General features: G+C 62.4%; 19 protein-coding genes and 1 pseudogene. 16 read left to right on the forward strand and 4 right to left on the reverse strand.

Features of this window, described 5'->3' with window-relative positions:
* Positions 1–54: 54 nt before the first annotated feature.
* Both WCL10_RS18965 and WCL10_RS18970 read right to left on the reverse strand, forming a co-directional pair.
* Positions 55–452: pseudogene (locus WCL10_RS18965) on the reverse strand (IS5 family transposase); the annotation flags it as partial.
* Positions 453–991: 539 nt separating this feature from the next.
* Positions 992–2,515 carry an NAD(P)/FAD-dependent oxidoreductase gene (locus WCL10_RS18970; protein ID WP_336897214.1) on the reverse strand — a complete coding sequence of 508 codons (1,524 nt, stop codon included), beginning with the start codon at positions 2,513–2,515 and terminating at the stop codon, positions 992–994.
* 121 nt (positions 2,516–2,636) lie between these two features.
* Here WCL10_RS18970 and WCL10_RS18975 point away from each other — a divergent pair, with 121 nt between their 5' ends.
* From WCL10_RS18975 to WCL10_RS18985, 3 genes are all read left to right on the forward strand, one after another.
* The gene (locus tag WCL10_RS18975; RefSeq protein WP_336897215.1) at positions 2,637–3,620 is read left to right on the forward strand and encodes a magnesium and cobalt transport protein CorA; all 984 of its coding nucleotides are present in this window, start codon (positions 2,637–2,639) and stop codon (positions 3,618–3,620) included.
* A 53-nt stretch (positions 3,621–3,673) separates the two neighbouring features.
* Positions 3,674–4,702 carry a helix-turn-helix domain-containing protein gene (locus tag WCL10_RS18980; protein WP_336897216.1) on the forward strand — a complete coding sequence of 343 codons (1,029 nt, stop codon included), beginning with the start codon at positions 3,674–3,676 and terminating at the stop codon, positions 4,700–4,702.
* Positions 4,703–4,851: 149 nt separating this feature from the next.
* The gene (locus WCL10_RS18985) at positions 4,852–5,223 is read left to right on the forward strand and encodes a hypothetical protein (RefSeq protein ID WP_336897217.1); all 372 of its coding nucleotides are present in this window, start codon (positions 4,852–4,854) and stop codon (positions 5,221–5,223) included.
* An 18-nt stretch (positions 5,224–5,241) separates the two neighbouring features.
* Here the strand turns inward: WCL10_RS18985 and ung are convergent, their stop codons facing one another.
* Positions 5,242–5,931: a uracil-DNA glycosylase gene (gene ung, locus WCL10_RS18990; protein ID WP_336897218.1), complete on the reverse strand. Its 690-nt coding sequence runs from the start codon at positions 5,929–5,931 to the stop codon at positions 5,242–5,244.
* Between the two features lie 128 nt (positions 5,932–6,059).
* Between ung and WCL10_RS18995 the strand changes: the two genes are divergently transcribed.
* The 7 genes from WCL10_RS18995 to WCL10_RS19025 all read left to right on the forward strand — a co-directional run bounded on the left by WCL10_RS18995 (position 6,060) and on the right by WCL10_RS19025 (position 12,693).
* Complete coding sequence (locus WCL10_RS18995) at positions 6,060–7,376, forward strand: UDP-glucose/GDP-mannose dehydrogenase family protein (protein ID WP_336897219.1); 1,317 nt, start codon at positions 6,060–6,062, stop codon at positions 7,374–7,376.
* Between the two features lie 50 nt (positions 7,377–7,426).
* Complete coding sequence (locus WCL10_RS19000) at positions 7,427–8,044, forward strand: ribonuclease D (RefSeq protein ID WP_336897220.1); 618 nt, start codon at positions 7,427–7,429, stop codon at positions 8,042–8,044.
* Between the two features lie 36 nt (positions 8,045–8,080).
* Positions 8,081–8,725: an LPS export ABC transporter periplasmic protein LptC gene (locus WCL10_RS19005; RefSeq protein ID WP_336897221.1), complete on the forward strand. Its 645-nt coding sequence runs from the start codon at positions 8,081–8,083 to the stop codon at positions 8,723–8,725.
* Positions 8,722–9,291, forward strand: a complete 570-nt coding sequence (locus tag WCL10_RS19010) for an LptA/OstA family protein (RefSeq protein ID WP_336897222.1) — start codon at positions 8,722–8,724, stop codon at positions 9,289–9,291. Before WCL10_RS19005 ends, WCL10_RS19010 begins: the two co-directional genes overlap by 4 nt.
* A 137-nt stretch (positions 9,292–9,428) precedes the next feature.
* Positions 9,429–10,562, forward strand: a complete 1,134-nt coding sequence (gene gmd, locus WCL10_RS19015) for a GDP-mannose 4,6-dehydratase (protein ID WP_336897223.1) — start codon at positions 9,429–9,431, stop codon at positions 10,560–10,562.
* Positions 10,563–10,564: 2 nt separating this feature from the next.
* Positions 10,565–11,509, forward strand: a complete 945-nt coding sequence (locus WCL10_RS19020) for a GDP-L-fucose synthase (RefSeq protein WP_336897224.1) — start codon at positions 10,565–10,567, stop codon at positions 11,507–11,509.
* Complete coding sequence (locus WCL10_RS19025; protein ID WP_336897225.1) at positions 11,506–12,693, forward strand: DegT/DnrJ/EryC1/StrS family aminotransferase; 1,188 nt, start codon at positions 11,506–11,508, stop codon at positions 12,691–12,693. The genes WCL10_RS19020 and WCL10_RS19025 overlap by 4 nt, the downstream gene beginning before the upstream one ends.
* Positions 12,694–12,805: 112 nt before the next feature.
* Here the strand turns inward: WCL10_RS19025 and WCL10_RS19030 are convergent, their stop codons facing one another.
* Positions 12,806–13,615 (reverse strand): FkbM family methyltransferase, encoded by an 810-nt coding sequence (locus WCL10_RS19030; protein ID WP_336897226.1) that lies wholly within the window; start codon positions 13,613–13,615, stop codon positions 12,806–12,808.
* 370 nt (positions 13,616–13,985) lie between these two features.
* Between WCL10_RS19030 and WCL10_RS19035 the strand changes: the two genes are divergently transcribed.
* The 6 genes from WCL10_RS19035 to WCL10_RS19060 all read left to right on the forward strand — a co-directional run bounded on the left by WCL10_RS19035 (position 13,986) and on the right by WCL10_RS19060 (position 19,616).
* Complete coding sequence (locus WCL10_RS19035) at positions 13,986–14,882, forward strand: glycosyltransferase (protein ID WP_336897227.1); 897 nt, start codon at positions 13,986–13,988, stop codon at positions 14,880–14,882.
* Between the two features lie 91 nt (positions 14,883–14,973).
* Positions 14,974–15,672 carry an acylneuraminate cytidylyltransferase family protein gene (locus WCL10_RS19040; protein WP_336897228.1) on the forward strand — a complete coding sequence of 233 codons (699 nt, stop codon included), beginning with the start codon at positions 14,974–14,976 and terminating at the stop codon, positions 15,670–15,672.
* Positions 15,669–16,604 (forward strand): NAD(P)-dependent oxidoreductase, encoded by a 936-nt coding sequence (locus WCL10_RS19045; protein WP_336897229.1) that lies wholly within the window; start codon positions 15,669–15,671, stop codon positions 16,602–16,604. The genes WCL10_RS19040 and WCL10_RS19045 overlap by 4 nt, the downstream gene beginning before the upstream one ends.
* Entirely contained in the window at positions 16,601–17,344 is a 744-nt protein-coding gene (locus WCL10_RS19050; protein ID WP_336897230.1) for an SDR family oxidoreductase, read from the forward strand. The genes WCL10_RS19045 and WCL10_RS19050 overlap by 4 nt, the downstream gene beginning before the upstream one ends.
* A gap of 8 nt (positions 17,345–17,352) precedes the next feature.
* Positions 17,353–18,183 (forward strand): SMP-30/gluconolactonase/LRE family protein, encoded by an 831-nt coding sequence (locus WCL10_RS19055; RefSeq protein ID WP_336897231.1) that lies wholly within the window; start codon positions 17,353–17,355, stop codon positions 18,181–18,183.
* Positions 18,180–19,616, forward strand: a complete 1,437-nt coding sequence (locus tag WCL10_RS19060; protein ID WP_336897232.1) for a hypothetical protein — start codon at positions 18,180–18,182, stop codon at positions 19,614–19,616. Before WCL10_RS19055 ends, WCL10_RS19060 begins: the two co-directional genes overlap by 4 nt.
* The last annotated feature ends 101 nt before the right edge of the window (positions 19,617–19,717 follow it).

Here is a 19,717-nt window from a genome sequence, read left to right on the forward strand (position 1 = left end):
AACAACAATGCCGAGGCTCTAATCGCAACCGGATGAAGGTTGGGGGTCACGTCAAAGGCCCAGCGCATTGATGCGGAGATGGATCTTGGTCGTAAAGCCACCCTTTGAGCGGCCAAGACCCTGACGCGGAGTCCCCCTTTAGCGCCGGCTGAACAGTGGTGCGCCCGGATTATTGTGCTGTCGATCATCTGCAGGCTGGGGTTGCCGCCCCCGCTTTCGTTGAAGGCTTCGAGCAGCAACTCCCACAAGCCCGACAGCGTCCAGCGTCGGAACTGGCGGTAAACCGATGACCATTTGCCAAAATGCTCGTGCAGGTCGCGCCAGGCCACGCCCGTCCGTGCGATCCAGAAAATCCCATCCAGGACAAGGCGGTGATCTCGCGGGCGCCGCCCGCTGCGAGCTCCGCGCTCGATCACGAACGGCTCAAGACACGCCCATTCCTCGTCGCTCATCAAACCCCGGATCAAGACAGACTCCCAAAAGCTACCTTGAATCAGAACCTACACGATTTGGGAATCCCCTTTGTCAACACAGCCTAAGACTCCAATCTGCCACCAGCTGCCCCGACCACAAACCGCTTTCCTACACGCGCCCGTTTCGCCATTCTCCCCGCCGCTCTTTGAACCGTGGTCTTGGCAAAGCCGCGCCTGCTACCTGATTCTCCCTGTGCCATGCTGGCCGGGAGGTGTGCGCGGTGTGCCTGTGAGCGTGTTTCCAACACACGCCTGTTTGCCGCGCATGGCGGGCAGGTAGTGTTTCGGTGGATTGGCGTTTAAAATCAGTGGGAAAGTTTGGGAGGCCCGGGCTGAAAGTTTTCGCTCTGGACCGTGTCAACCGTGTCAACCTCCCCGTCTTCCGGTGGGCGCGGGCGAGTGTGGGGATGCAAGGGCTGTGGCCCTTGCCCGCCGGAGGCTGCTTTCATCGTGCGGGGTGGGTGCTTGCCGGGAGCCCCCTCTCCCAACCCTCTCCCCTGAAGGGGAGAGGGCCAAGATTACTCTGCCGCTTGCTGCTCGGCTGCCATCGCCGCCACCGGCTGCGCCTTGGTGAAGCGCATGATGCCGTCGTCGAGGGGGTTGGTCTTGAGCCAGACTTTGTCGAACACGTAGTCCTGATTGAGCCGCCAGGGCATGGTGGGTGCGTTCTTGGGCTGGATCGCGAGGCCGCGCTGGATGTAGCCGGAGGAGAGATCGAGCGGGGTGTCTTCGCCAAGGTTGTGGTCCGGCGCGAGGTAGGGGGTGGCGGCGTCGGCGCCGATCGCCTTCATGTGATTGAGCAGGCGGCAGACGTAGTCCGAATCGATGTCGGCGCGCAGGGTCCATGAGGCGTTGAGGTAGCCGAAGACCTGCGCGAGATTGGGCAGGTTCGAATACATGCAGCCCTTGTAGTAGTAGCGGTCGTTGAAGGCGACTGGCTGGCCGTCCATGCTGAGCGCGATCTTGCCGCCCACGGTCATGGTGAGGCCGGTGGCGGTGACGATGACGTCGCAGTCGAGGCGCTTGCCGGACTTGAGCACGATGCCAGCCGCGTCGAAGCGCTCGATATGGTCGGTGACGATCTCGGCCTTGCCGGCGCGGATGGCCTTGAACAAATCGCCATCGGGCACGAGGCACAGGCGCTGTTCCCAAGGGTTGTAGGGCGGGGTGTAGGTCGCCTCGTCGTACTTGGGGCCGAGTTCGGCCTTCAGCTTGTCGGTAAGGAAGGCGCGGGCTTTTTCGGGCGTGTTGCGGGCGCGCTTGTAGACCATGTCCTGCATTTTCACGTTCTTGAAGCGCGTGATCTTGTAGGCCAGCTTTTCGGGCAGGAACTTGCGCAGCGTGTTGGCAATGGCATCGCGAGCGGGGCGCACGGCATACCAGGTGGGGGTGCGCTGGAGCATGGTGACGTGCGCGGCCTTCTGCGCCATCGCGGGGACGATGGTGACGGCAGTCGCGCCCGAGCCGATGACCACGATGCGCTTGCCGGCGTAGTCGAAGTCTTCGGGCCAGAATTGAGGGTGCAGGATGGTGCCGGCAAAGGCCTCGCGGCCCGGGAACCCGGCGTCATAGGGGTTGTCGTAGTCGTAGTAGCCTGAGCCGAGATAGAGGAAGCGCGCGGTCGTGCGGCTCCGCTGGCCGTCGGGTGCTTCGGTGGTGATGGCCCAAAACGCGGCGGCGCTGTCCCAATCGGCGGAGACGACCTTGGTCTGGAAGCGGATGTGCTGCCGGATGCAGCGCTCGTCTACGATTCGGTTGAGGTATTCGAGGATCGACGGGCCGTCGGCGATCGACTTTTCATGCTTCCATGGCTCGAACACGAAGCCGAGGGTGTGCATGTCGCTGTCCGAGCGGACGCCGGGGTAGCGGAACAAGTCCCAGGTGCCGCCGAGCTGCGGGCGCCGTTCGAACAGGGCGAAGCTGCGATCGGGGCAGAGCATCTGCATGTGGGCGGCCATGCCAATGCCGGACAGGCCCGCGCCGATGATCGCGACGTCGATATCCGGCTGCGGCGCTGTGCCCAGCTTGCCTTCGTAACCCATGCAATCCTCCGGTTTTATTGACACGCATGATAACAGCCGGGCCCGCGAATGCCAGTGGGTTTCATCGCCCGGTTAAACGCGGGTGATTGCGCTTTGCCCGGCTTGGCGACACAAGCGGGGCATGCCGATCATCGCCGCGCGCCGCTATACCGAGGGGAAGGCCCATCCGGACGATGTGACCCTTTCGGGCATGCCGGTGGCGGAAGATTCGCTGCCGCGCGGGTGCTTCGACTGGATCGGGCTGTGCGATCCCACGGCAGAGGAAATGGAGCGCGTCGCACGCCAGTTCGCGCTGCATCCGCTGGCGGTGGAGGATGCGCTCCATCCGCGCCAGTTGCCCAAGGTCGATATCTACGGCCAGCAGCTCTTCGTTGTGGCGCGCACTTCGATGCATGGGCCGGCCGAGGATGCGATCGCTTATGGCCAGACCGCGATCTTCCTCGGCAAGCGGTTCATCGTCACGGTGCGGCTGGGATCGGCAAGGGCGCATGCCGATCTCAGGCGGATGCTGGAGGCGGATACCGAGCACCTCGCCGAGGGGCCGGACTATGTGCTCCATGCCGTGCTCGATTTCATTGTCGACGGCTATCTGCCGATTGCCGATCAGTTCGAGGAAGTGGCGCATGCCATCGAGGAAGCGGCGATCGACCGCTTTCCCGATCCCGCAACGATCCGCCGCATCTTCCGCCTGCGCCGCGAGTTGCGGCGATTCGAGCGGATCATCGGGCCGATGGAGGAAATGGTCGAGCGGTTGGTGGTGGCCGACTTGCCGGCGATCGACCCGGCGGCAAGGATCTGGTTCCGCGACGTGCTCGACCATGTGCGGCGGGCGATGGCGCGGATGCGCGGGCTCAAGGAAACGCTGGCAGTGACTGTGGAAACCGCGGGGCTGCTCGAGCAGTACCGGCAGGGTGTGATCACCCGGCAGCTGGCGGCCTGGGCCGCGATTCTGGCCGTGCCGACTGCGATTGCGGGCATCTACGGGATGAACTTCGACTACCTGCCCGAACTGCACTGGCGCTGGGGCTATCCGATGGTGTGGGGGCTGATCGCCACGATCTGCGGCGGGCTGTGGTGGCGGTTCCGGCGGATCGGCTGGCTTTAGGGGCTTCGGTAGAGGTGCAACCTTGGCAAATTCTTGACCTGCTTTTGCGCGGCATGGCCATCGGTGCGCAGCTCGGCCTGTGCATCGCGCTGTTCCGCAGCGCGGATGACCGGGCGCTGCGCATTGCCACGCTGCTTTTTGTCATCAGCAACATCTGCTTCACGATCGACGGTTCGCGGCCGATTGCGCAGATTTTCGGCCCGGCGCAGATCGCGCTCTGGCTGATCCAGATCGGCGGTGCGGGGTATTTCTGGCTCTTTGCAGTGACGTTGTTCGAGGATCGCTGGCTTACCGCGCGCAGCCTTTGGCCGGGCGCGTTGCTGACGCTGATCGGATTGTCCGGGCGCTATGGCCCTCATGCGCTATCGGAACCCACCTGGACGTTGCACAATGCGCTGGGGCTTGTGCTGGCCCTCCATGCGCTCGTGGTCATCGTGCGATCCGGGCGCAACGATCTTGTCGAGGCGCGGCGCCGGCTGCGGGCGCCTTTTCTGGTGCTGGTCGCGGTTTTCTCGATCGTCCTCAGCGCGGTGCAGATCGGCGCCGTCTTCGGTATCGATCCCGCGCGCTATGAGTTCGTCAATGCCATGGCGCAGGCCTTTCTCGGAATTGCTGGGGTCGCGGTGCTGCTGGAGGCCCGGCCGGCCCTGTTTGGCACGGCTGCTGCAGCGCCGGGGACCGCGCAAGACGCCGACGCGCCAGACGACAGCGCGCTCTGGCTGGCGCGGCTGAGGCAGGTGATTGAGGTCGAAGCGCTGTGGCGGCGCGAGGGGCTGACAATTGCCGAACTGGCAAAAGCGGTCGGTCTGCCCGAGCATCGCCTGAGGCGGTTGATCAACGACCAACTTGGCCATCGCAATTTCGCCAGCTTCATCAACCAGCATCGAATCGACGCAGCGCAGGCGGTGCTGGCCGATCCCGCCAGCGCCACGCGGACCGTGGCGAGCATCGCGTTCGATCACGGATTCGGCTCGCTCGGCCCGTTCAACCGGGCCTTTCGCGAGGTGACCGGCCAAACGCCAACCGCATTTCGCCGCCGCGCCATTGCTGAAACTTCGCCGATTCCCGGAAACTCTGGCTGATTCCGAAATCAGCCAGCCGCTCTCGCGGATCGGCGAGACCAAAAGCAGCATCCACGCCAGCAGGTCCGTCGTCTGATTGATGGCGGTGCCCCCTTGCGGCCCACCTCCACAATCAGCCTGACAAGCACACCATGCAAAGGACTTCGATCATGTGGATGACCAAACTGATGTTGATGACGGCCGCGCTTGCCGAGGCTTTGCCGTTGACTGCCCATTCCCCATTGGTGGGGGTCTGGACCGAAATCGACGGGCCGGGCGCGGCGCGCATCGTGCCTTGCGCGCAAACCACGGGGCAGCTCTGCGCGATCGGGCTGGCTCGGCGCGCCAATGGCCAGCCGGGCAGGGTCGAGACCGGGATTGTCCTCTCGGGCCTGACGCTGATCGAAAGCAATCGCTGGCGCGGAACCTATCACGACGGAGGGCGGCAATTGCCGGCCACGCTGCGGCTGATGTCGCCCCGGGTTGTGGAGATGAAGGTCTGCATCCTGTTGTTCTGCCAGAGCGCGCGGTATGGCCGTTGATCGGGGCGCGGGCGCAGCTCAGCCGGGCAGCCGCCAGTCGATCGCGCCCAAGCCCTGTTCCTCCAGAAATGCGTTGGCCCGGCTGAAATGACAACAGCCCAGGAAGCCGCGGTGGGCGGATAGGGGGCTGGGATGCGGGGCCTCGAGAATGAGGTGGGGGCCAGTGCTGGCCGCGCGGATCAGCGGGGCCTTGGCGCGGGCGTGGCTGCCCCAGAGGAGGTAGGCACAAGGCGCCGGGCGCTCGGCCACGGCGCGAATCGCGGCGTCGGTGAACACCTCCCAGCCCTTGCCCTGGTGTGATCCGGCCTGCCCGGCCTCTACTGTCAGCACGGTGTTGAGGAGCAACACGCCGCTCTTTGCCCACGCATCGAGATGGCCATGTGTGGGGCGGGGCAGGCCGAGATCGGTTTGCTGCTCCTTGAAGATGTTGAGCAGGCTGGGCGGCACCGGCACGCCGCGCTGGACCGAGAAAGCGAGGCCGTGGGCCTGGCCCGGGCCGTGGTAGGGGTCCTGTCCAAGGATCACGACCCTGACGGCGGGCAGCGGTGTGAGCGCGAGCGCCGCGAGGCGGGTGCCGGCGGGTGGATAGATCGCCTTGCCAACCGCCTCTTCGGCCTTGAGGAAGCCGCCGAGCGCGCGGAGCGTGCGGCTGGCCAGCACGTCCTCGAGCGCAGGGCGCCAAGTTTGGGGGATGGAATCTCCTGTCATCGAACCGCAAGGTTAGCTGCCCAACGGCGCCCAAGATAGATGGGCTGGAAAGATGGCCCGGGAATACCGTTTGCATGGGCGCGGTGCGGCTTGCTAACGCGCAGGTTGCCAGTTTCGAGGATACGTGCATGAAGATCGCAATGGTGGGTTCGGGCTATGTCGGGCTCGTCTCGGGCGCCTGCTTTGCCGATTTCGGGCACGACATGGTCTGCATCGACAAGGACGAGAGCAAGATCGAGCGGCTGCGCGCCGGGATCATGCCGATCTACGAGCCAGGCCTGGCGGAACTGGTTGCGGCCAACGTGCGTGGCGGACGGTTGTCGTTTTCGACTGACCTTGCTGCCTCGATCAAGGGTGCGCAGGCGATCTTCATTGCGGTGGGCACGCCTTCGCGGCGCGGTGACGGTCATGCCGATCTGAGCTATGTCTATGCGGTTGCGCAGGAAATTGCCGACAACCTGACCGCGCCGGCGGTGGTCGTGACCAAGTCGACCGTGCCGGTCGGCACCGGCGACGAGGTAGAGCGGATCATCCGCGAGCGCGCGCCGCATGCTGAGTTCGCCGTGGTCTCCAACCCCGAATTCCTGCGCGAAGGCGCCGCGATCAGTGATTTCAAGCGGCCCGACCGCATCGTGGTCGGCGCCGAGGGCGAATGGGAGCGCGGCGTGATGACCGAGGTCTATCGCCCGCTGTTCCTCAACAAGGCGCCGCTGCTCTTCACCGGGCGGCGCAGCTCCGAACTCATCAAGTACGCCGCCAACGCATTCCTCGCGACCAAGATCACCTTCATCAACGAGATGGCGGACCTGTGCGAGAAAGTGGGCGCGGACGTGCAGGACGTCGCGCGCGGGATCGGGCTCGACAACCGGATCGGCGCGAAGTTCCTCCATGCCGGGCCCGGCTACGGCGGCAGCTGCTTTCCCAAGGACACACTGGCGCTGCTCAAGACCGCGGAGGACTATGCGAGCCCAGTGCGGATCGTCGAGGCGGTGGTGCGGGTCAATGATATCCGCAAGCGCGCGATGGGCCGCAAAGTGATCGAGGCCATGGCCAAGGCGGGCGTGCGCGAGCCGCGCGGACGGCGGATCGCGCTCCTGGGCCTCACTTTCAAGCCCAATACCGACGATATGCGCGATGCGCCCTCGATCGCGATCGTGCAGGCGCTGATCGATGCCGGCGCCGAGATCGTGGCCTATGATCCCGAAGGCATGGATGCGGCCGCCGCGCTCCTGCCCGAGGTGCGCATGGCCCAAAGCGCCTACGACGCGGTGGAAGGCGCGGACGCGGTGGTGCTGGTCACCGAGTGGGACGCTTTTCGCGGTATCGACCTCGAGCGCGTGGGCCAGCTGGTGAAGAGCCGTGTGCTGGTGGACCTGCGCAATGTGTACAATCCGGACGAAGTGCGCGCGGCCGGCTGGCACTACAGCAGCGTGGGGCGCAAGTAGGACCCACTCGGGTGCTTGCCGCCACGGCGCCGAAAGCCTAAGCGGGGCGAATGGCTGTTTACCTGCATGAAGAAGACTTGCCCGAAGGCGTGCTGGCGCCGGGGCCGGTCGCGGTTGATACCGAGACGATGGGGCTGATCACCGCGCGTGACCGGCTTTGTCTGCTGCAGATCTCCGATGGGCACGGCGACGAGCATCTCGTGCGCTTTGCCGCGGGGAGCGACTATGCCGCGCCGAACCTGCGCGTGGTGCTGGCGGACCCGTCACGGCTCAAGTTGTTCCACTTCGCACGCTTCGATCTGGCCGCGATCCACTATTACCTCAAGGTGATGGCGGCGCCGGTGTTCTGCACCAAGATCGCCTCCAAGCTGGTGCGGACCTATACCGACCGTCACGGCCTCAAGGAGCTGGTCCGTGAGCTGCTCGGCAAGGAGATTTCCAAGCAGCAGCAGTCAAGCGACTGGGGCGCACCGACGCTGAGCGACGCGCAGCAGGATTACGCAGCGTCCGATGTGCGCTATCTCCATGCCATGCAGACTATCCTCGCCGAGCGGCTGGCACGTGAGGGCCGGACAGCGATGGCCGAGGCTTGCTTCGAATTCCTGCCGACGCGGGCGCTGCTCGATATTGCCGGCTGGGCCGAGCGCGACATCTTCAGCCACGAGTGAGCGCAAGGCCGTGAACCCTCCAGGGGCTGCAGGACAATGACTGCAAAGGCCGACAATCTGCGCGGCAGACGGCAGAGCTTTGCCGCGCCCGGTGGTTTTCATGACCGCATGGTGCGCCTGATTGCGAAGGGGCTGCCGGTTCTGATCGGCGCATTGCTGGCGGTGCTGATGATTGCGCCGCTCTCGCCGCGCGGGGAGATCAGTTTCCTGCTCGACCGCAACAAGGTGGCGATGGTCAATGACCGGCTGCGGGTGGTGAGCGCGATGTACCGCGGGCAGGACGATTCGGGGCGAAACTTTTCGGTAACGGCGGGCAGCGCAGTGCAGCATTCGGCGGTCAAGGACGAAGTCGAGATGCGCGACATCACCGCGCGCGTGATGCTGACCGACGGCCCTGCCAGTCTGACCACGGGCGCAGGAATCTATGATTTTGCGCGGCAGCTGATCGACGTGCCAACACCGGTCAATTTCGAGACGTCGGACGGTTACCGCATGGTGACGGGCGGGGCGGACATCGACATCGGCAAGCGGCGACTCGTCAGCCGGGGGCGGGCCGACGGTCGCATTCCTGCTGGCACTTTCGCGGCCGACAGGATAAGCGCCGACCTTGAGGCGCGGACCATCACGCTCGATGGCCACGCGCGCCTCAGGATGGAGCCGGGCAAGCTGCAGATGCCATGACGAGCCTGATCGAAACCTTCATGGCCACTCGGCCGCTGCGCTCCTTCGCGCTTGGCTTTGCCGCATCCGCCGCGCTGGTTGCGGGGGCGCAGCATCTGGCTGCGCAGGCCATCGCGGCGCACAACAGCAATGCGCCGGTCAACTATGCCGCCGACCGGATCGAACTGCAGGACAAGCAGAATCGGGTAGTGCTTTCGGGCAATGTCGATATCAGCCAGGCCGATCTCCAGATGCGCGCGGCGCGTACCACGGTTGCCTATACCGATGACGGTAGCTTGCAGATCCAGCGGATCGACGCGACCGGCGGAGTGGTCGTCACGCGCGGCGGCGAGCGCGCCAGCGGCGATGTTGCGGTTTACGATTTCACGCGCAAGATCATCATTATGGCAGGAAGTGTTGCGCTGCGGCGCGGGTCTGATACGCTGAATGGCGGACGGCTGGTTATCGATCTGGCTACCGGGATTTCGAACATCGATGGCCGCTCAGGCGGAGTGTCCGGGGGCGGGCAATCCGGCCCGCAAGCTGGCACTCGTGTTAGCGGCAGCTTTAGCTCACCCAAGAATTGAGTGCATATGGGCGCCTCTTGGCGCCCCGCTCGCGAATGCAGAGAGAACCGCTGCCAAAGGTGCATTCCGCTTGCCTTGCGTGGCCATATTGCTAGTTATGCTCGCAACTGCACAATAATTGGGGCTGGCGCGACAACATGCAAGAAGGCTTAGGTAAAGTTGCCCTTGTTACCGGCATTACGGGCCAGGATGGTTCCTATCTCGCTGAACTGCTTCTTGAAAAAGGCTATGAGGTACATGGTATAAAGCGTCGAGCCTCTTCGTTCAACACCCATCGAATCGATCATATTTTCTTGGATCCTCATGAGGCTCGTCCGAATTTGAAGCTTCATTATGGCGATCTTTCGGACACATCTAATCTGACGCGCATAATAGAACAGTGCCAACCCGACGAGATTTACAATCTTGGTGCACAAAGCCACGTTGCGGTAAGTTTTGAGGTTCCAGAGTATACGGCCGATATTGACGCTATTGGGACCTTGCGATTGCTTGAGGCCGTTCGGTTTCTTGGTCTTGACAAAAAGACGCGGTTTTATCAGGCCTCTACATCTGAGCTTTATGGCCTTGTGCAGGAAACGCCGCAACGCGAAGTGACGCCGTTCTACCCGCGCTCACCTTATGCTGTGGCCAAGCTCTACGCTTACTGGATCACGGTGAACTACCGTGAATCGTATGGAATGTATGCTTGTAACGGCATTCTCTTCAATCATGAGAGCCCAAGGCGCGGCGAAACCTTCGTGACACGCAAGATCACTCGAGGCCTTGCAAACATCGCGCAAGGTCTCGATTCGTGTCTCTACATGGGCAACATCGATTCCTTGCGCGACTGGGGGCACGCCAAGGATTACGTACAGATGCAATGGCTGATGCTCCAGCAGGAACGGCCGGAAGATTTCGTGATCGCGACTGGTCTGCAGTTTCCCGTGCGCGATTTCATCACCTGGTCCGCTGCGCATCTTGGCATGAGCTTGCGCTTCAGTGGCAGCGGCGTGGATGAAATCGGGATTGTTGATTCGGTCACCGGTGACGATGCCCCCGGGGTCAAGCCGGGTGATGTCATCCTGCGCATCGACCCGCGGTATTTCCGTCCAGCGGAAGTTGATACGCTGCTCGGCGATCCGTCCAAGGCGAAGCAGATGCTGGGCTGGTCGCCGCAAGTGACTGTCCATGAAATGTGCGCGGAAATGGTAGCAGCAGATTTGGTCGTTGCGCGCCGACATGCCTTGCTGAAGCATCACGGCTTCGACGTCCCGATCACTGCGGAGAAATAAGGATGCGCGTCTGGATCACCGGCGGCGGCGGCATGGTTGGGCAGAACCTGCTGCTCCATCCTTCGGCAAGCGATCATGAAATCTTGGCTCCGGGTTCCAAGGAGCTCGATTTGCGGGACTGTGCCGCGGTTTCGGCCTGGGCGCGTGCGAACAAGCCGGACATCGTGCTGCATTGTGCCGGAAGGGTCGGGGGCATCCAGGCCAACATGGCAGATCCGGTTGGCTTCCTGGTCGAAAATCTGGACATGGGCCGGAACGTTCTTTTGGCGGCTGCCGAACATGGGGTTGCGCGCGCACTCAATCTGGGTTCGTCGTGCATGTATCCCCGTGCGGCTGTCAGCCCGTTGACGGAAGACATGGTGCTTACCGGTGAGCTTGAGCCGACCAATGAAGGCTACGCTCTAGCGAAAGTCATGACCGCCCGGCTCGGCGATTACCTCACCCGGTCCCGTGAGGGTCTGTCTTACAAGACGCTAATCCCTTGCAATCTCTACGGTTATTTCGACAAGTTCGATCCGGCTGTTTCGCATCTCGTTCCTGCCATTATTCGCAAGATTGATCATGCTCGCCGCACCGGTGCAACGACTGTCGAGATCTGGGGCAATGGCGAGGCGCGGCGCGAGTTTCTGTTCAGCCTAGATCTGGCAACTGCGATCTGGGCATGCGTCGCCAATTTCGATGCCTTGCCGCAGGTGATGAATATCGGACTTGGAACTGATTATACAATCAACGAATTTTACGAAATGGCAGCGCGCGTTGTCGGTTGGGAGGGGGCGTTTACGCACGACCTCTCAAAGCCAGTGGGAATGGCACGCAAACTGGTCAGCACATCCCGGCAAGAAGCCTTTGGTTGGCGTCCGGCCACTTCGCTTGAGCAGGGCATGGCACTGACCTACAACTATTTTCTTGAGAACGTGCTTCCGAAAGAGGAACTTGAAATCCTATGACGACAGTTGGCTTGGCCCTTGCGACGTCCTCGTGGGACGACAAGGAATACGCGGCAATTGATCGGGTCATCCGGTCAGGAATGTTCACCATGGGGGCCGAGGTCGCCCAGTTCGAGCGCGATTTTGCCGAAGCGATGGGCGCGCGCCATGCGGTTATGGTCAATTCGGGCTCATCAGCTAACCTGCTGATCGTTGCTGCGCTGCGCTACCATTCGTCGAATCCGATTCCCGTCGGGGCCGAGATCATCGTTCCCGCAGTGTCCTGGAGCACAACCTATTACCCTCTGCATCAATACGGCCTGAGGCAGAAGTTCGTCGATATCGACCGTGCGACTCTCAACTACGACCTCGCTGCTCTGGCCGATGCCATCACCGATGAGACGCGGGCTATCATGGTGGTCAACCTGCTTGGAAATCCCAATGATTTCGAAAAGATCAAGGAGATCATCGGAGCGCGCGACATCATTCTGATCGAGGACAACTGCGAGTCCCTTGGCGCCCGGTTCGATGGGCGGCTTGCAGGTACTTTCGGCATCGCGGGAAGCTATTCCGCGTTCTTCTCGCATCATATCTCGACGATGGAGGGGGGGCTCGTCACGACCGATGACGAAGAACTCTATCATATCATGCTGAGCGTGCGCGCTCACGGTTGGACGCGGAACCTGCCGAAGACCAATCTCGTAACCGGAACCAAGAGCGACGACGCGTTCGAAGAGTCATTCCGTTTCGTGCTTCCCGGCTACAATCTGCGTCCCTTGGAAATGAGCGGAGCATTGGGCCAGGAGCAAATCCGCAAACTGGGCATGATCGTATCGGAACGGCGGCGCAACGCAGTCATTTTCCGCGAGGTGCTTTCCAATTTCTCCGCGCTGCAGGCACAGGCCGAGATCGGGGAGAGCAGCTGGTTCGGCTTCTCGATGGTGCTGGATGAGACGAGCAGCGTGAGCCGCGAGCAACTGGTTGCCGCGCTCGTCGCCGAGAAAATTGAAACCCGGCCGATCGTAGCCGGAAACTTTGCTAAGAACGAGGTCGTTCGCAAGCACATGGAGCATGAAATCCATGGCGAACTGACCAACGCCGATCATATTGATCGCAACGGACTGTTTATCGGCAACCACCACTTCCCGCTCGAAGAGCAGTTCGAGTGTCTCCACCGCGCATTGCGCCGCGTCTTCAACGGTTGAGGGCCGGACTGTTGTCGACCGGGTAACCGGCCGACAGCAGATGTGGGATTATGCTGCGCTGATGCTGCAGAGGAAAGAGCCGCGTCCATGCGCGGCCTTTCCCCTGCGGAGTTTATCCGAACAGGCGCTTGGCGATGGCAGGCAGGCGATCGGCGTGCAGATCCGCATGCTGCGGCAGCGGCTGGTAGGCAATGAGGTTGCCCCAACCGTTCGGATCGAGAGCGGTTACATCATCGGTAAACCGCTTCCACTTGTGTGTGCGGCCATACTCTACGATCGGGTACCATTCCGACATGGTCACCTGGTAACCATGGTCGCGCAGATAGCCGACCATTTCGTCCACGGTGTAGCCGAGCTTGATCGTCTTGCGATTTTCGTACTCGCACAGAATGACATCTGGCACCTTGCGGTTCCAGTCGATCCCCTTGATGGCGAAGAAATCGTAGCCTTCGATGTCAATCTTCAGGAAATCGATGTGCTCAACACCATACTGCGTCATTGCCTCGGCAATGGTCGTAGTATCCACGCGCTGCGTTTCGTGGTGGCTGTCGTGAAACGCCAAAAGACCGCTGATGCCAGTGCTGACATCGCTTGAGAAGAATGCGAGGCCCTGCTCGATTTTCTCGGAAACGGCCCGCGTATCGACCTTGACACGGGGATTGGCACCAAAGCGCTCGAGGAGGATCTTGCGGTTCTCATTGTCCGGTTCGAACGCGACAACCGACCAGCCGCGATTGGCGAAATGTTCGAGTTCATAACCCTTGTGGGCGCCGACATCGAACATCGTACCGACCGGGCGACCGCGCAGGATGACGTCTGCGACAACTTCAACCTCGCTCAGGCGTTCCCGACCCAGCAGCCGCTTCAGGAATCTTACCCCGGCAGGCCCCAGCGCTTTGCGCGCAGCATTCTTGACGTCCATCTGATGTTTCCCCGTGGGACAGCCCCGAGGCTCCGAAGTCTCACTTCCAATACGTTGGCGCAAGAAAAATGTTGCACTGCGCCATTCTTCGGGCAATCTGACCGGCGCGCCGACCACCTGTCGGAGCGGGGTGTTTTCGGGCGAACAAGGGCTGACCGGTCTGGCTGCCGACACACGGCTGGCCAACTGCTCGAACGGCGAACAAATGCCCCGAAAGATGTGCGGGATGGGCGAGGATCCAGAGGTGAAAACTGTGACCGTTGCGTCGAGATTGGTTGGCCGATGATTCATCGGTTTTGGTTGAATTAGGATTCATCAAGCAATACGGCGGCTACCGTCAACAGTTGGCACACATATCGAGCAGGTATCTATGAGCTCCGCAGTTAATATCAGTGTTGTGATCCGCACGCTGAACGAGGCGGAATGGTTGCCTAGTCTACTTGATGCGATTGAGCGGCAGGACTTGCGCGGGATGACCGCAGAGACGGTCGTAGTCGATTCCGGCTCGACTGACGGGACCTATGAGATCGCCGCCGAGCGCGGCTGCCAGATGGTAACGATCGAGAAATCGCAGTTCACCTTCGGGCGCTCCCTGAACTACGGGTGCGAGGCCAGTGCCGGAAAATGGCTGGTGATTATCAGCGGCCATTGCGTAGCGGTGGGCACAAACTGGCTCCATGATCTCGTCGCGCCGCTGGCGGCTGGAACATGCAGTTACACATATGGCCGCCAGATCGGACTGGCGACCGTGACCAAATTCTCCGAAAGCCAGCTGTTCCTCAAGTACTTTCCGGAAAAGAGTGCGATTCCTCAAGACGGGTTCTTCTGCAACAACGCCAATGCGGCCCTGACCAAGCAGGTCTGGCAGGAAAACCCGTTCGACGAGGAACTGACCGGGCTGGAGGACATGGAACTTGGTAAGCGCCTGTTGCAGAAGGGCCACAAGATTGGCTACGTCGCCGAAGCGGTCGTCGAGCATATTCACAATGAAACCTGGAAGAAGGTCGAACGGCGCTATGAACGCGAAGCGCTGGCCTTGCGCACGATCATGCCGGAATTGACACTGGGGGTCAGGGACTGCATGCGCTACATCGCGGCAGGCGTCTGGCACGACATCGTTGCGGCAACACGCCAGGGGCGCCTGCACCGCGAACTCGTGGGCATCGTGCTGTTCCGGACGATGCAGTATGTCGGCACCTACAAGGGCAACCATCTGCACCGTGAACTGTCGCGCGCCTCGAAGGAAAAGTATTTTTATCCACGCTAGGCGCTTATGGGGTCCAAGGGTTTCTGTGTGCCCTCAAGGCGCCGGTGCCGACTGACGAACCTTAGCACCACCTTCGAAATGGACTGAGACCATGGCCCGTACAGTTGCGATCTTGCCGATGAAAGCCCACAGCGAACGCGTTTCGGGCAAGAACTTCCGGCAATTGGTGCACAAACCGCTATTCCGCTGGATTCTCGACAACCTGCTGGCGGTCGATACGATCGACCAGATCGTGATCAACACCGACGCGCGCGAAATCCTCGCCGACAAGGGACTGGAGACCGGCTTCGGCGATGGTCGCGTGCTGGTGCGCGACCGGCGGCCGGAAATCTGCGGCGACTTCGTGCCGATGAACACGATCATCGCGGACGACATGGCTGCAGTGCCCGCCGACACCTACATCATGACGCATACCACCAATCCGTTCCTTTCCGCCGCAACCATAGGTGCTGCGCTCGCGCGCTACGAGGCGGCGCAGGCGGCGGGCGAGGCGGATTCGCTCTTCACCGTTACCAAAGTCCAGACCCGGTTCTACCGCGCCGATGGTTCGGCGGTGAACCACGATCCCAAAGTGCTGCTGCGCACGCAGGATCTCGAGCCGTGGTTCGAGGAAAATTCCAACCTCTACATTTTCTCGGCCGCCAGCTTTGCCGCGACCGATGCACGCATTGGCGCAAGGCCGGTGATGTTCGAGACGCCTCTGCTGGAGGCGGTGGACATCGATACGCCAGACCAGTGGACGTTGGCCGAGGCGGTGGGCGCAGCGCTGGTCAAGGGAGCTGAGGCATGAAGGTCCTCGTCACCTGCCCGCCGATGCTGGGCTGCATCGATGCTTTCCGACAGATCTTTGCCGATGCCGGTGTGGAGCTGCTCGCGCCGAAGGTCACCCAGACGATGAGCGAGGACGAGCTGAGCGCGATCCTGCCGGACTGCGAGGGCTGGATCATCGGCGATGACCCGGCAACGCGCCGCGTGCTGGAAGCGGGCAAAGCCGGGCGGCTTAAGGCCGTGGTCAAGTGGGGCGTCGGCGTTGATAACGTGGACTTCGCGGCGGCGCGTGAGCTGGGTATCCCGGCGGTTAATACGCCGGGTGTATTCGGCCGCGAAGTGGCGGATGTCGCGATGAACTACGTTGGCGGCCTTGCCCGCCACACTTTTTTCATCGACCGCAGCATCCGCACCGAGAATGGCTGGCCCAAGCCGGCCGGCATTTCGCTGGCCGGGCGCACGGTGGCGCTTGTCGGCCATGGCGACATCGGCTCCAACACGGCAAGGCGGCTGCTGGCTGCGGACATGAAGGTCAATGTCTATGACCCTGCGTTCAAGTCGGCGGACAATCTAGCGGCGACCGGACGGATCTGGCCAGAAGGGCTGGAGGAGGCCGATTTCCTCGTCTTCACCTGCCCCCTGATGCCGGCGACCTTCCACATGTTCAACGCCGATATCGTGCCGCTGCTGAAGCCGGGCGTACGCGTGGTCAATGTCGGGCGCGGCCCGGTGATCGACGAGCAGGCGCTGATCGCGGCGCAGGCGGCGGGGATCGTCCACTCGGTCGCGCTCGATGTGTTCGAGACCGAGCCGCTGCCCTCGGATAGCCCGCTGCGCACGCATCCCTACAACATTTTCGGCTCGCACAACGCGTCCAACACGGTCGATGCGGTGATGCGGGTGAGTCACCAGGCAATCGGTCTGCTGTTTGCCTCGCTGGGTGCGGCGCAATGACCGAAACCGCACAACGCGGTGCTTTGGTAACCGGCGCGGCTGGCGGCATCGGGCAGGCGCTGTGCGCGTCGCTGCGCGCGGCAGGCTATTTCGTCATCGCGACCGACCGCTTGGCGGCCGAGGTCGATTGCGACCGGTTCCTCGTCTGCGATATTGCCGGGATGGCCCGCGACGATGGCGCGCAGGCGCGTTTTGCAGCCGATGTCGGCGCGCTGCTGGGTGGTATTCCGCTCGGCGTGATCGTCAACAACGCCGCAGTGCAGATCCTCGGCCGGTTCACGGAGATCACCGGGGACGATTTTCAGACCTCGCTCGATGTCAACCTGATCGCGCCGCTGCGCGTGACACAGGCGCTGCTCCCGCTGCTGGTGGTGGGCGGCTGCATCGTCAACATCGGCTCAGTCCATGCCCAGGCGACCAAGCCTGGGTTCGTGAGCTATGCGACCACCAAGGCGGCGATCGGCGGTCTGACACGCGCACTGGCGGTCGATCTTGGCCCGCGTGCTCGCGTGCTCTGCATTGCGCCAGCCGCGACATCGACGCCAATGCTGATGGCTGGTTTCGAGCATTCCCCTGGTGCCTTTGCCGAGCTGGAAGCGGCGCATCCGCTGGCGCGCATCGCCACCCCGACCGAAGTGGCCGACTTTGTCGTCGCGCTATGCGGCGTGTCTCAGTTCGTCAGCGGGGCTACCTTTCTGGTCGATGGCGGCATCCTCTCAAGATTGCATGACCCCTTGTGACTGGGCCTATGACCGAAGCCAGGATCTCGCTTGTCGATTCCACCTCCTGCCAACTTGGCGAAGGAGCGTTCTGGCAGGAAGCCGCCGGTTGTCTGTGGTGGGTGGATATTCGCGGAGCAAGCCTGTTCCGCCATTGGCCAGCCCGGCAGCACACTCGGCGCTGGAGCTTCCCTGACTGGATCACCCGCGTGATCCCGGTCCACGGCACCGATGACAGAGCCCGGGCGACGATGCACAGCGCGCTTGGGCTTCTAGATCTATCCGGCGAAGAGCCGAAGTTCAGCGTGATGCACGAACTCGCCCAGGATGGCATGCGTTTCAATGATGGTCAGGTTGATCCTGATGGACGCTGGTGGGCGGGGACAATGCGGGTGGCCGAAGACACGCCCGTAGGACAATGGCTGCGCTTCAGCGCGTCTGATGGATCCCCTCAAGTCATGGCTGAGGGCTTCACCGTAACCAATGGCCCCTGTTTTGATACCAATTCCAATCACGTCTATCTCACCGACAGCGCCGCGCAGATCATCGTTCGCGGCGACTATGACCCAGTGCTCGGCGTAAAGGGCTTGAAACCCTGGCGACAGTTCGATGCAGGCCATGGCTATCCCGATGGCATGACGATGGGGCCCGATGGATTGCTGTGGATAGCGTTCTGGGACGGCGCCTGCCTTCGCGGGCTCGATGTAGCGGGCAGCGTGGTCCGCGAGATAAGCCTGCCGGTGCAGCGGCCAACCAGCATTGCATTCGCTTCAGCGAACCTGGCCTATGTAACGAGCGCGGCATGCGGGCTGGAAACCGATGGCTGGCAGGGCTGCACACTCGCGGTTTCGTTGGCATGATGGCAGATGCCGCGTTGGTGAACAGCGCGATCTTACGCCAGGTATTGCGGATCACTGGATCGGCGCCACTGATGCTGGCATTCTCCAACCTTTCCCGCGCCGGCAGCTACTTGTTGCCGGTGCCGCTGCTGTACTGGTATTGTGGCGCGACCACCGCAGCATTCTGGCTGCTCGCGGTAACCTTGATCGGTATGCAGAACCTTCTGTTTCTGGGCGCACCGCAGATCTTCGTCCGCATTCTCGCTGTGGCGCGTGCAGGCGGACGGCAGTCGGAAGGAAGCGGTACGGTCCTGTCCGAGGCGGCAATCTGCCGCCTGATGCGGACTGTCTTCAATGGCGCATCGCTGGTCATTACACTCATCACCGCAACCGCGGGCACGCTTGCGGTTGCCAAGGTTGTTGCGCAGTCTGCCAATCCGCAAGACTTGTGGGCAGCCTGGTTCGTGGTGGTGCTTGGATCTCCGCTGCGCGTGCTATTGTTGAGCCGGCTGACCTTCCTCAACGGCAGGGGCGACATCGCCAAGCCGCGCTGTGCCGACGGACTGGCCTGGTCGCTGGGCGGTCTGTTTGCAGCGGCTGCGGTATGGCTATCGGGATCGCTCCTCGCGATGACGCTGGCCGCGCAGGCACCGATCGTGATCCTGTGCCTCTGGCTGCTGCGGCGCTGCCGCCACGCGCATTGGGATGTACTGGTGCACCAGCGCGAAGCCGGCGCGATGAGCGCGGCGTTTCGCGAGGTGTGGGCCCCGACCTGGCGCGCCGGACTCGGCATCCTGCTCAGCCTTGGTGCCCGGCAGGGCGCGGGTGTTTTGCTGGCGCAATACGCGACGGCAGAAGAGACCGGCGCGTATCTGCTGGCGCTCAACGGCATCGCCGTGCTGATGATGCTGACCGCGACGCCGCTGCAATCGGCGCTGCACGGCATGTCCACGCACTACGCGCGCTCCGAGACCCAGGCTCATATCGATGTTGCCGCAAAGGCGCGGAGCCAGTCCTTGTGGATCGTGGCTTTCCTTACGGGGGCAATCGCGCTGGCCATCCCGATGCTCGGCCTGCTTCCCGTCCACCGCGCTTTCGTTTCCCTGCGCGTGTGGACCGAGCTGACGATTGGATTGTTCGTTCAGCGGTATGCCGCCGCCCACCTACAGCACTACACCATCACCAACCGGGTCGTCTGGCATTGGCTCGACGGTGCCACCGGGGTCATCAACATCGCGCTGTGCCTTGTGCTGATCCCGCGGATGCATGGTGAAGGGGCGGCATTGGCCAACTTGCTCTCGCTGTTGCCGGTCTATGCCTGGGTTCCGACAGTGCTTGCCGTGCGCCATTTTGCCATGCAATGGCCACGCGCCGATCGCGGAATTGTGGGGCCAGCGCTTGCGGGCACCACGCTCTTCGTAATTGCCGGATTGATCGCGGGCGGTTTCCGCTAGGGCCGGGCGGCCTGCGCCATTATATGTTTGGTCCCGGGATTTGATGGTACGGACGTCACTCCGGTCGGGCTATGCCCTCCCTGCATGACGCCCCTTATCGG

Source organism: Novosphingobium sp. (assembly GCF_037133355.1).
GTDB lineage: Bacteria > Pseudomonadota > Alphaproteobacteria > Sphingomonadales > Sphingomonadaceae > Novosphingobium.

Excerpts from the sequence above, each read along its gene's own strand:
- WCL10_RS18970 (WP_336897214.1), bottom strand. The coding sequence starts at position 2,515 with ATGGGTTACGAAGGCAAGCTGGGCACAGCGCCGCAGCCGGATATCGAC.
- WCL10_RS18975 (WP_336897215.1), top strand. The coding sequence starts at position 2,637 with ATGCCGATCATCGCCGCGCGCCGCTATACCGAGGGGAAGGCCCATCCG.
- WCL10_RS18980 (WP_336897216.1), top strand. The coding sequence starts at position 3,674 with ATGGCCATCGGTGCGCAGCTCGGCCTGTGCATCGCGCTGTTCCGCAGC.
- WCL10_RS18985 (WP_336897217.1), top strand. The coding sequence starts at position 4,852 with ATGTGGATGACCAAACTGATGTTGATGACGGCCGCGCTTGCCGAGGCT.
- ung (WP_336897218.1), bottom strand. The coding sequence starts at position 5,931 with ATGACAGGAGATTCCATCCCCCAAACTTGGCGCCCTGCGCTCGAGGAC.
- WCL10_RS18995 (WP_336897219.1), top strand. The coding sequence starts at position 6,060 with ATGAAGATCGCAATGGTGGGTTCGGGCTATGTCGGGCTCGTCTCGGGC.
- WCL10_RS19000 (WP_336897220.1), top strand. The coding sequence starts at position 7,427 with ATGGCTGTTTACCTGCATGAAGAAGACTTGCCCGAAGGCGTGCTGGCG.
- WCL10_RS19005 (WP_336897221.1), top strand. The coding sequence starts at position 8,081 with ATGACTGCAAAGGCCGACAATCTGCGCGGCAGACGGCAGAGCTTTGCC.
- WCL10_RS19010 (WP_336897222.1), top strand. The coding sequence starts at position 8,722 with ATGACGAGCCTGATCGAAACCTTCATGGCCACTCGGCCGCTGCGCTCC.
- gmd (WP_336897223.1), top strand. The coding sequence starts at position 9,429 with ATGCAAGAAGGCTTAGGTAAAGTTGCCCTTGTTACCGGCATTACGGGC.
- WCL10_RS19020 (WP_336897224.1), top strand. The coding sequence starts at position 10,565 with ATGCGCGTCTGGATCACCGGCGGCGGCGGCATGGTTGGGCAGAACCTG.
- WCL10_RS19025 (WP_336897225.1), top strand. The coding sequence starts at position 11,506 with ATGACGACAGTTGGCTTGGCCCTTGCGACGTCCTCGTGGGACGACAAG.
- WCL10_RS19030 (WP_336897226.1), bottom strand. The coding sequence starts at position 13,615 with ATGGACGTCAAGAATGCTGCGCGCAAAGCGCTGGGGCCTGCCGGGGTA.
- WCL10_RS19035 (WP_336897227.1), top strand. The coding sequence starts at position 13,986 with ATGAGCTCCGCAGTTAATATCAGTGTTGTGATCCGCACGCTGAACGAG.
- WCL10_RS19040 (WP_336897228.1), top strand. The coding sequence starts at position 14,974 with ATGGCCCGTACAGTTGCGATCTTGCCGATGAAAGCCCACAGCGAACGC.
- WCL10_RS19045 (WP_336897229.1), top strand. The coding sequence starts at position 15,669 with ATGAAGGTCCTCGTCACCTGCCCGCCGATGCTGGGCTGCATCGATGCT.
- WCL10_RS19050 (WP_336897230.1), top strand. The coding sequence starts at position 16,601 with ATGACCGAAACCGCACAACGCGGTGCTTTGGTAACCGGCGCGGCTGGC.
- WCL10_RS19055 (WP_336897231.1), top strand. The coding sequence starts at position 17,353 with ATGACCGAAGCCAGGATCTCGCTTGTCGATTCCACCTCCTGCCAACTT.
- WCL10_RS19060 (WP_336897232.1), top strand. The coding sequence starts at position 18,180 with ATGATGGCAGATGCCGCGTTGGTGAACAGCGCGATCTTACGCCAGGTA.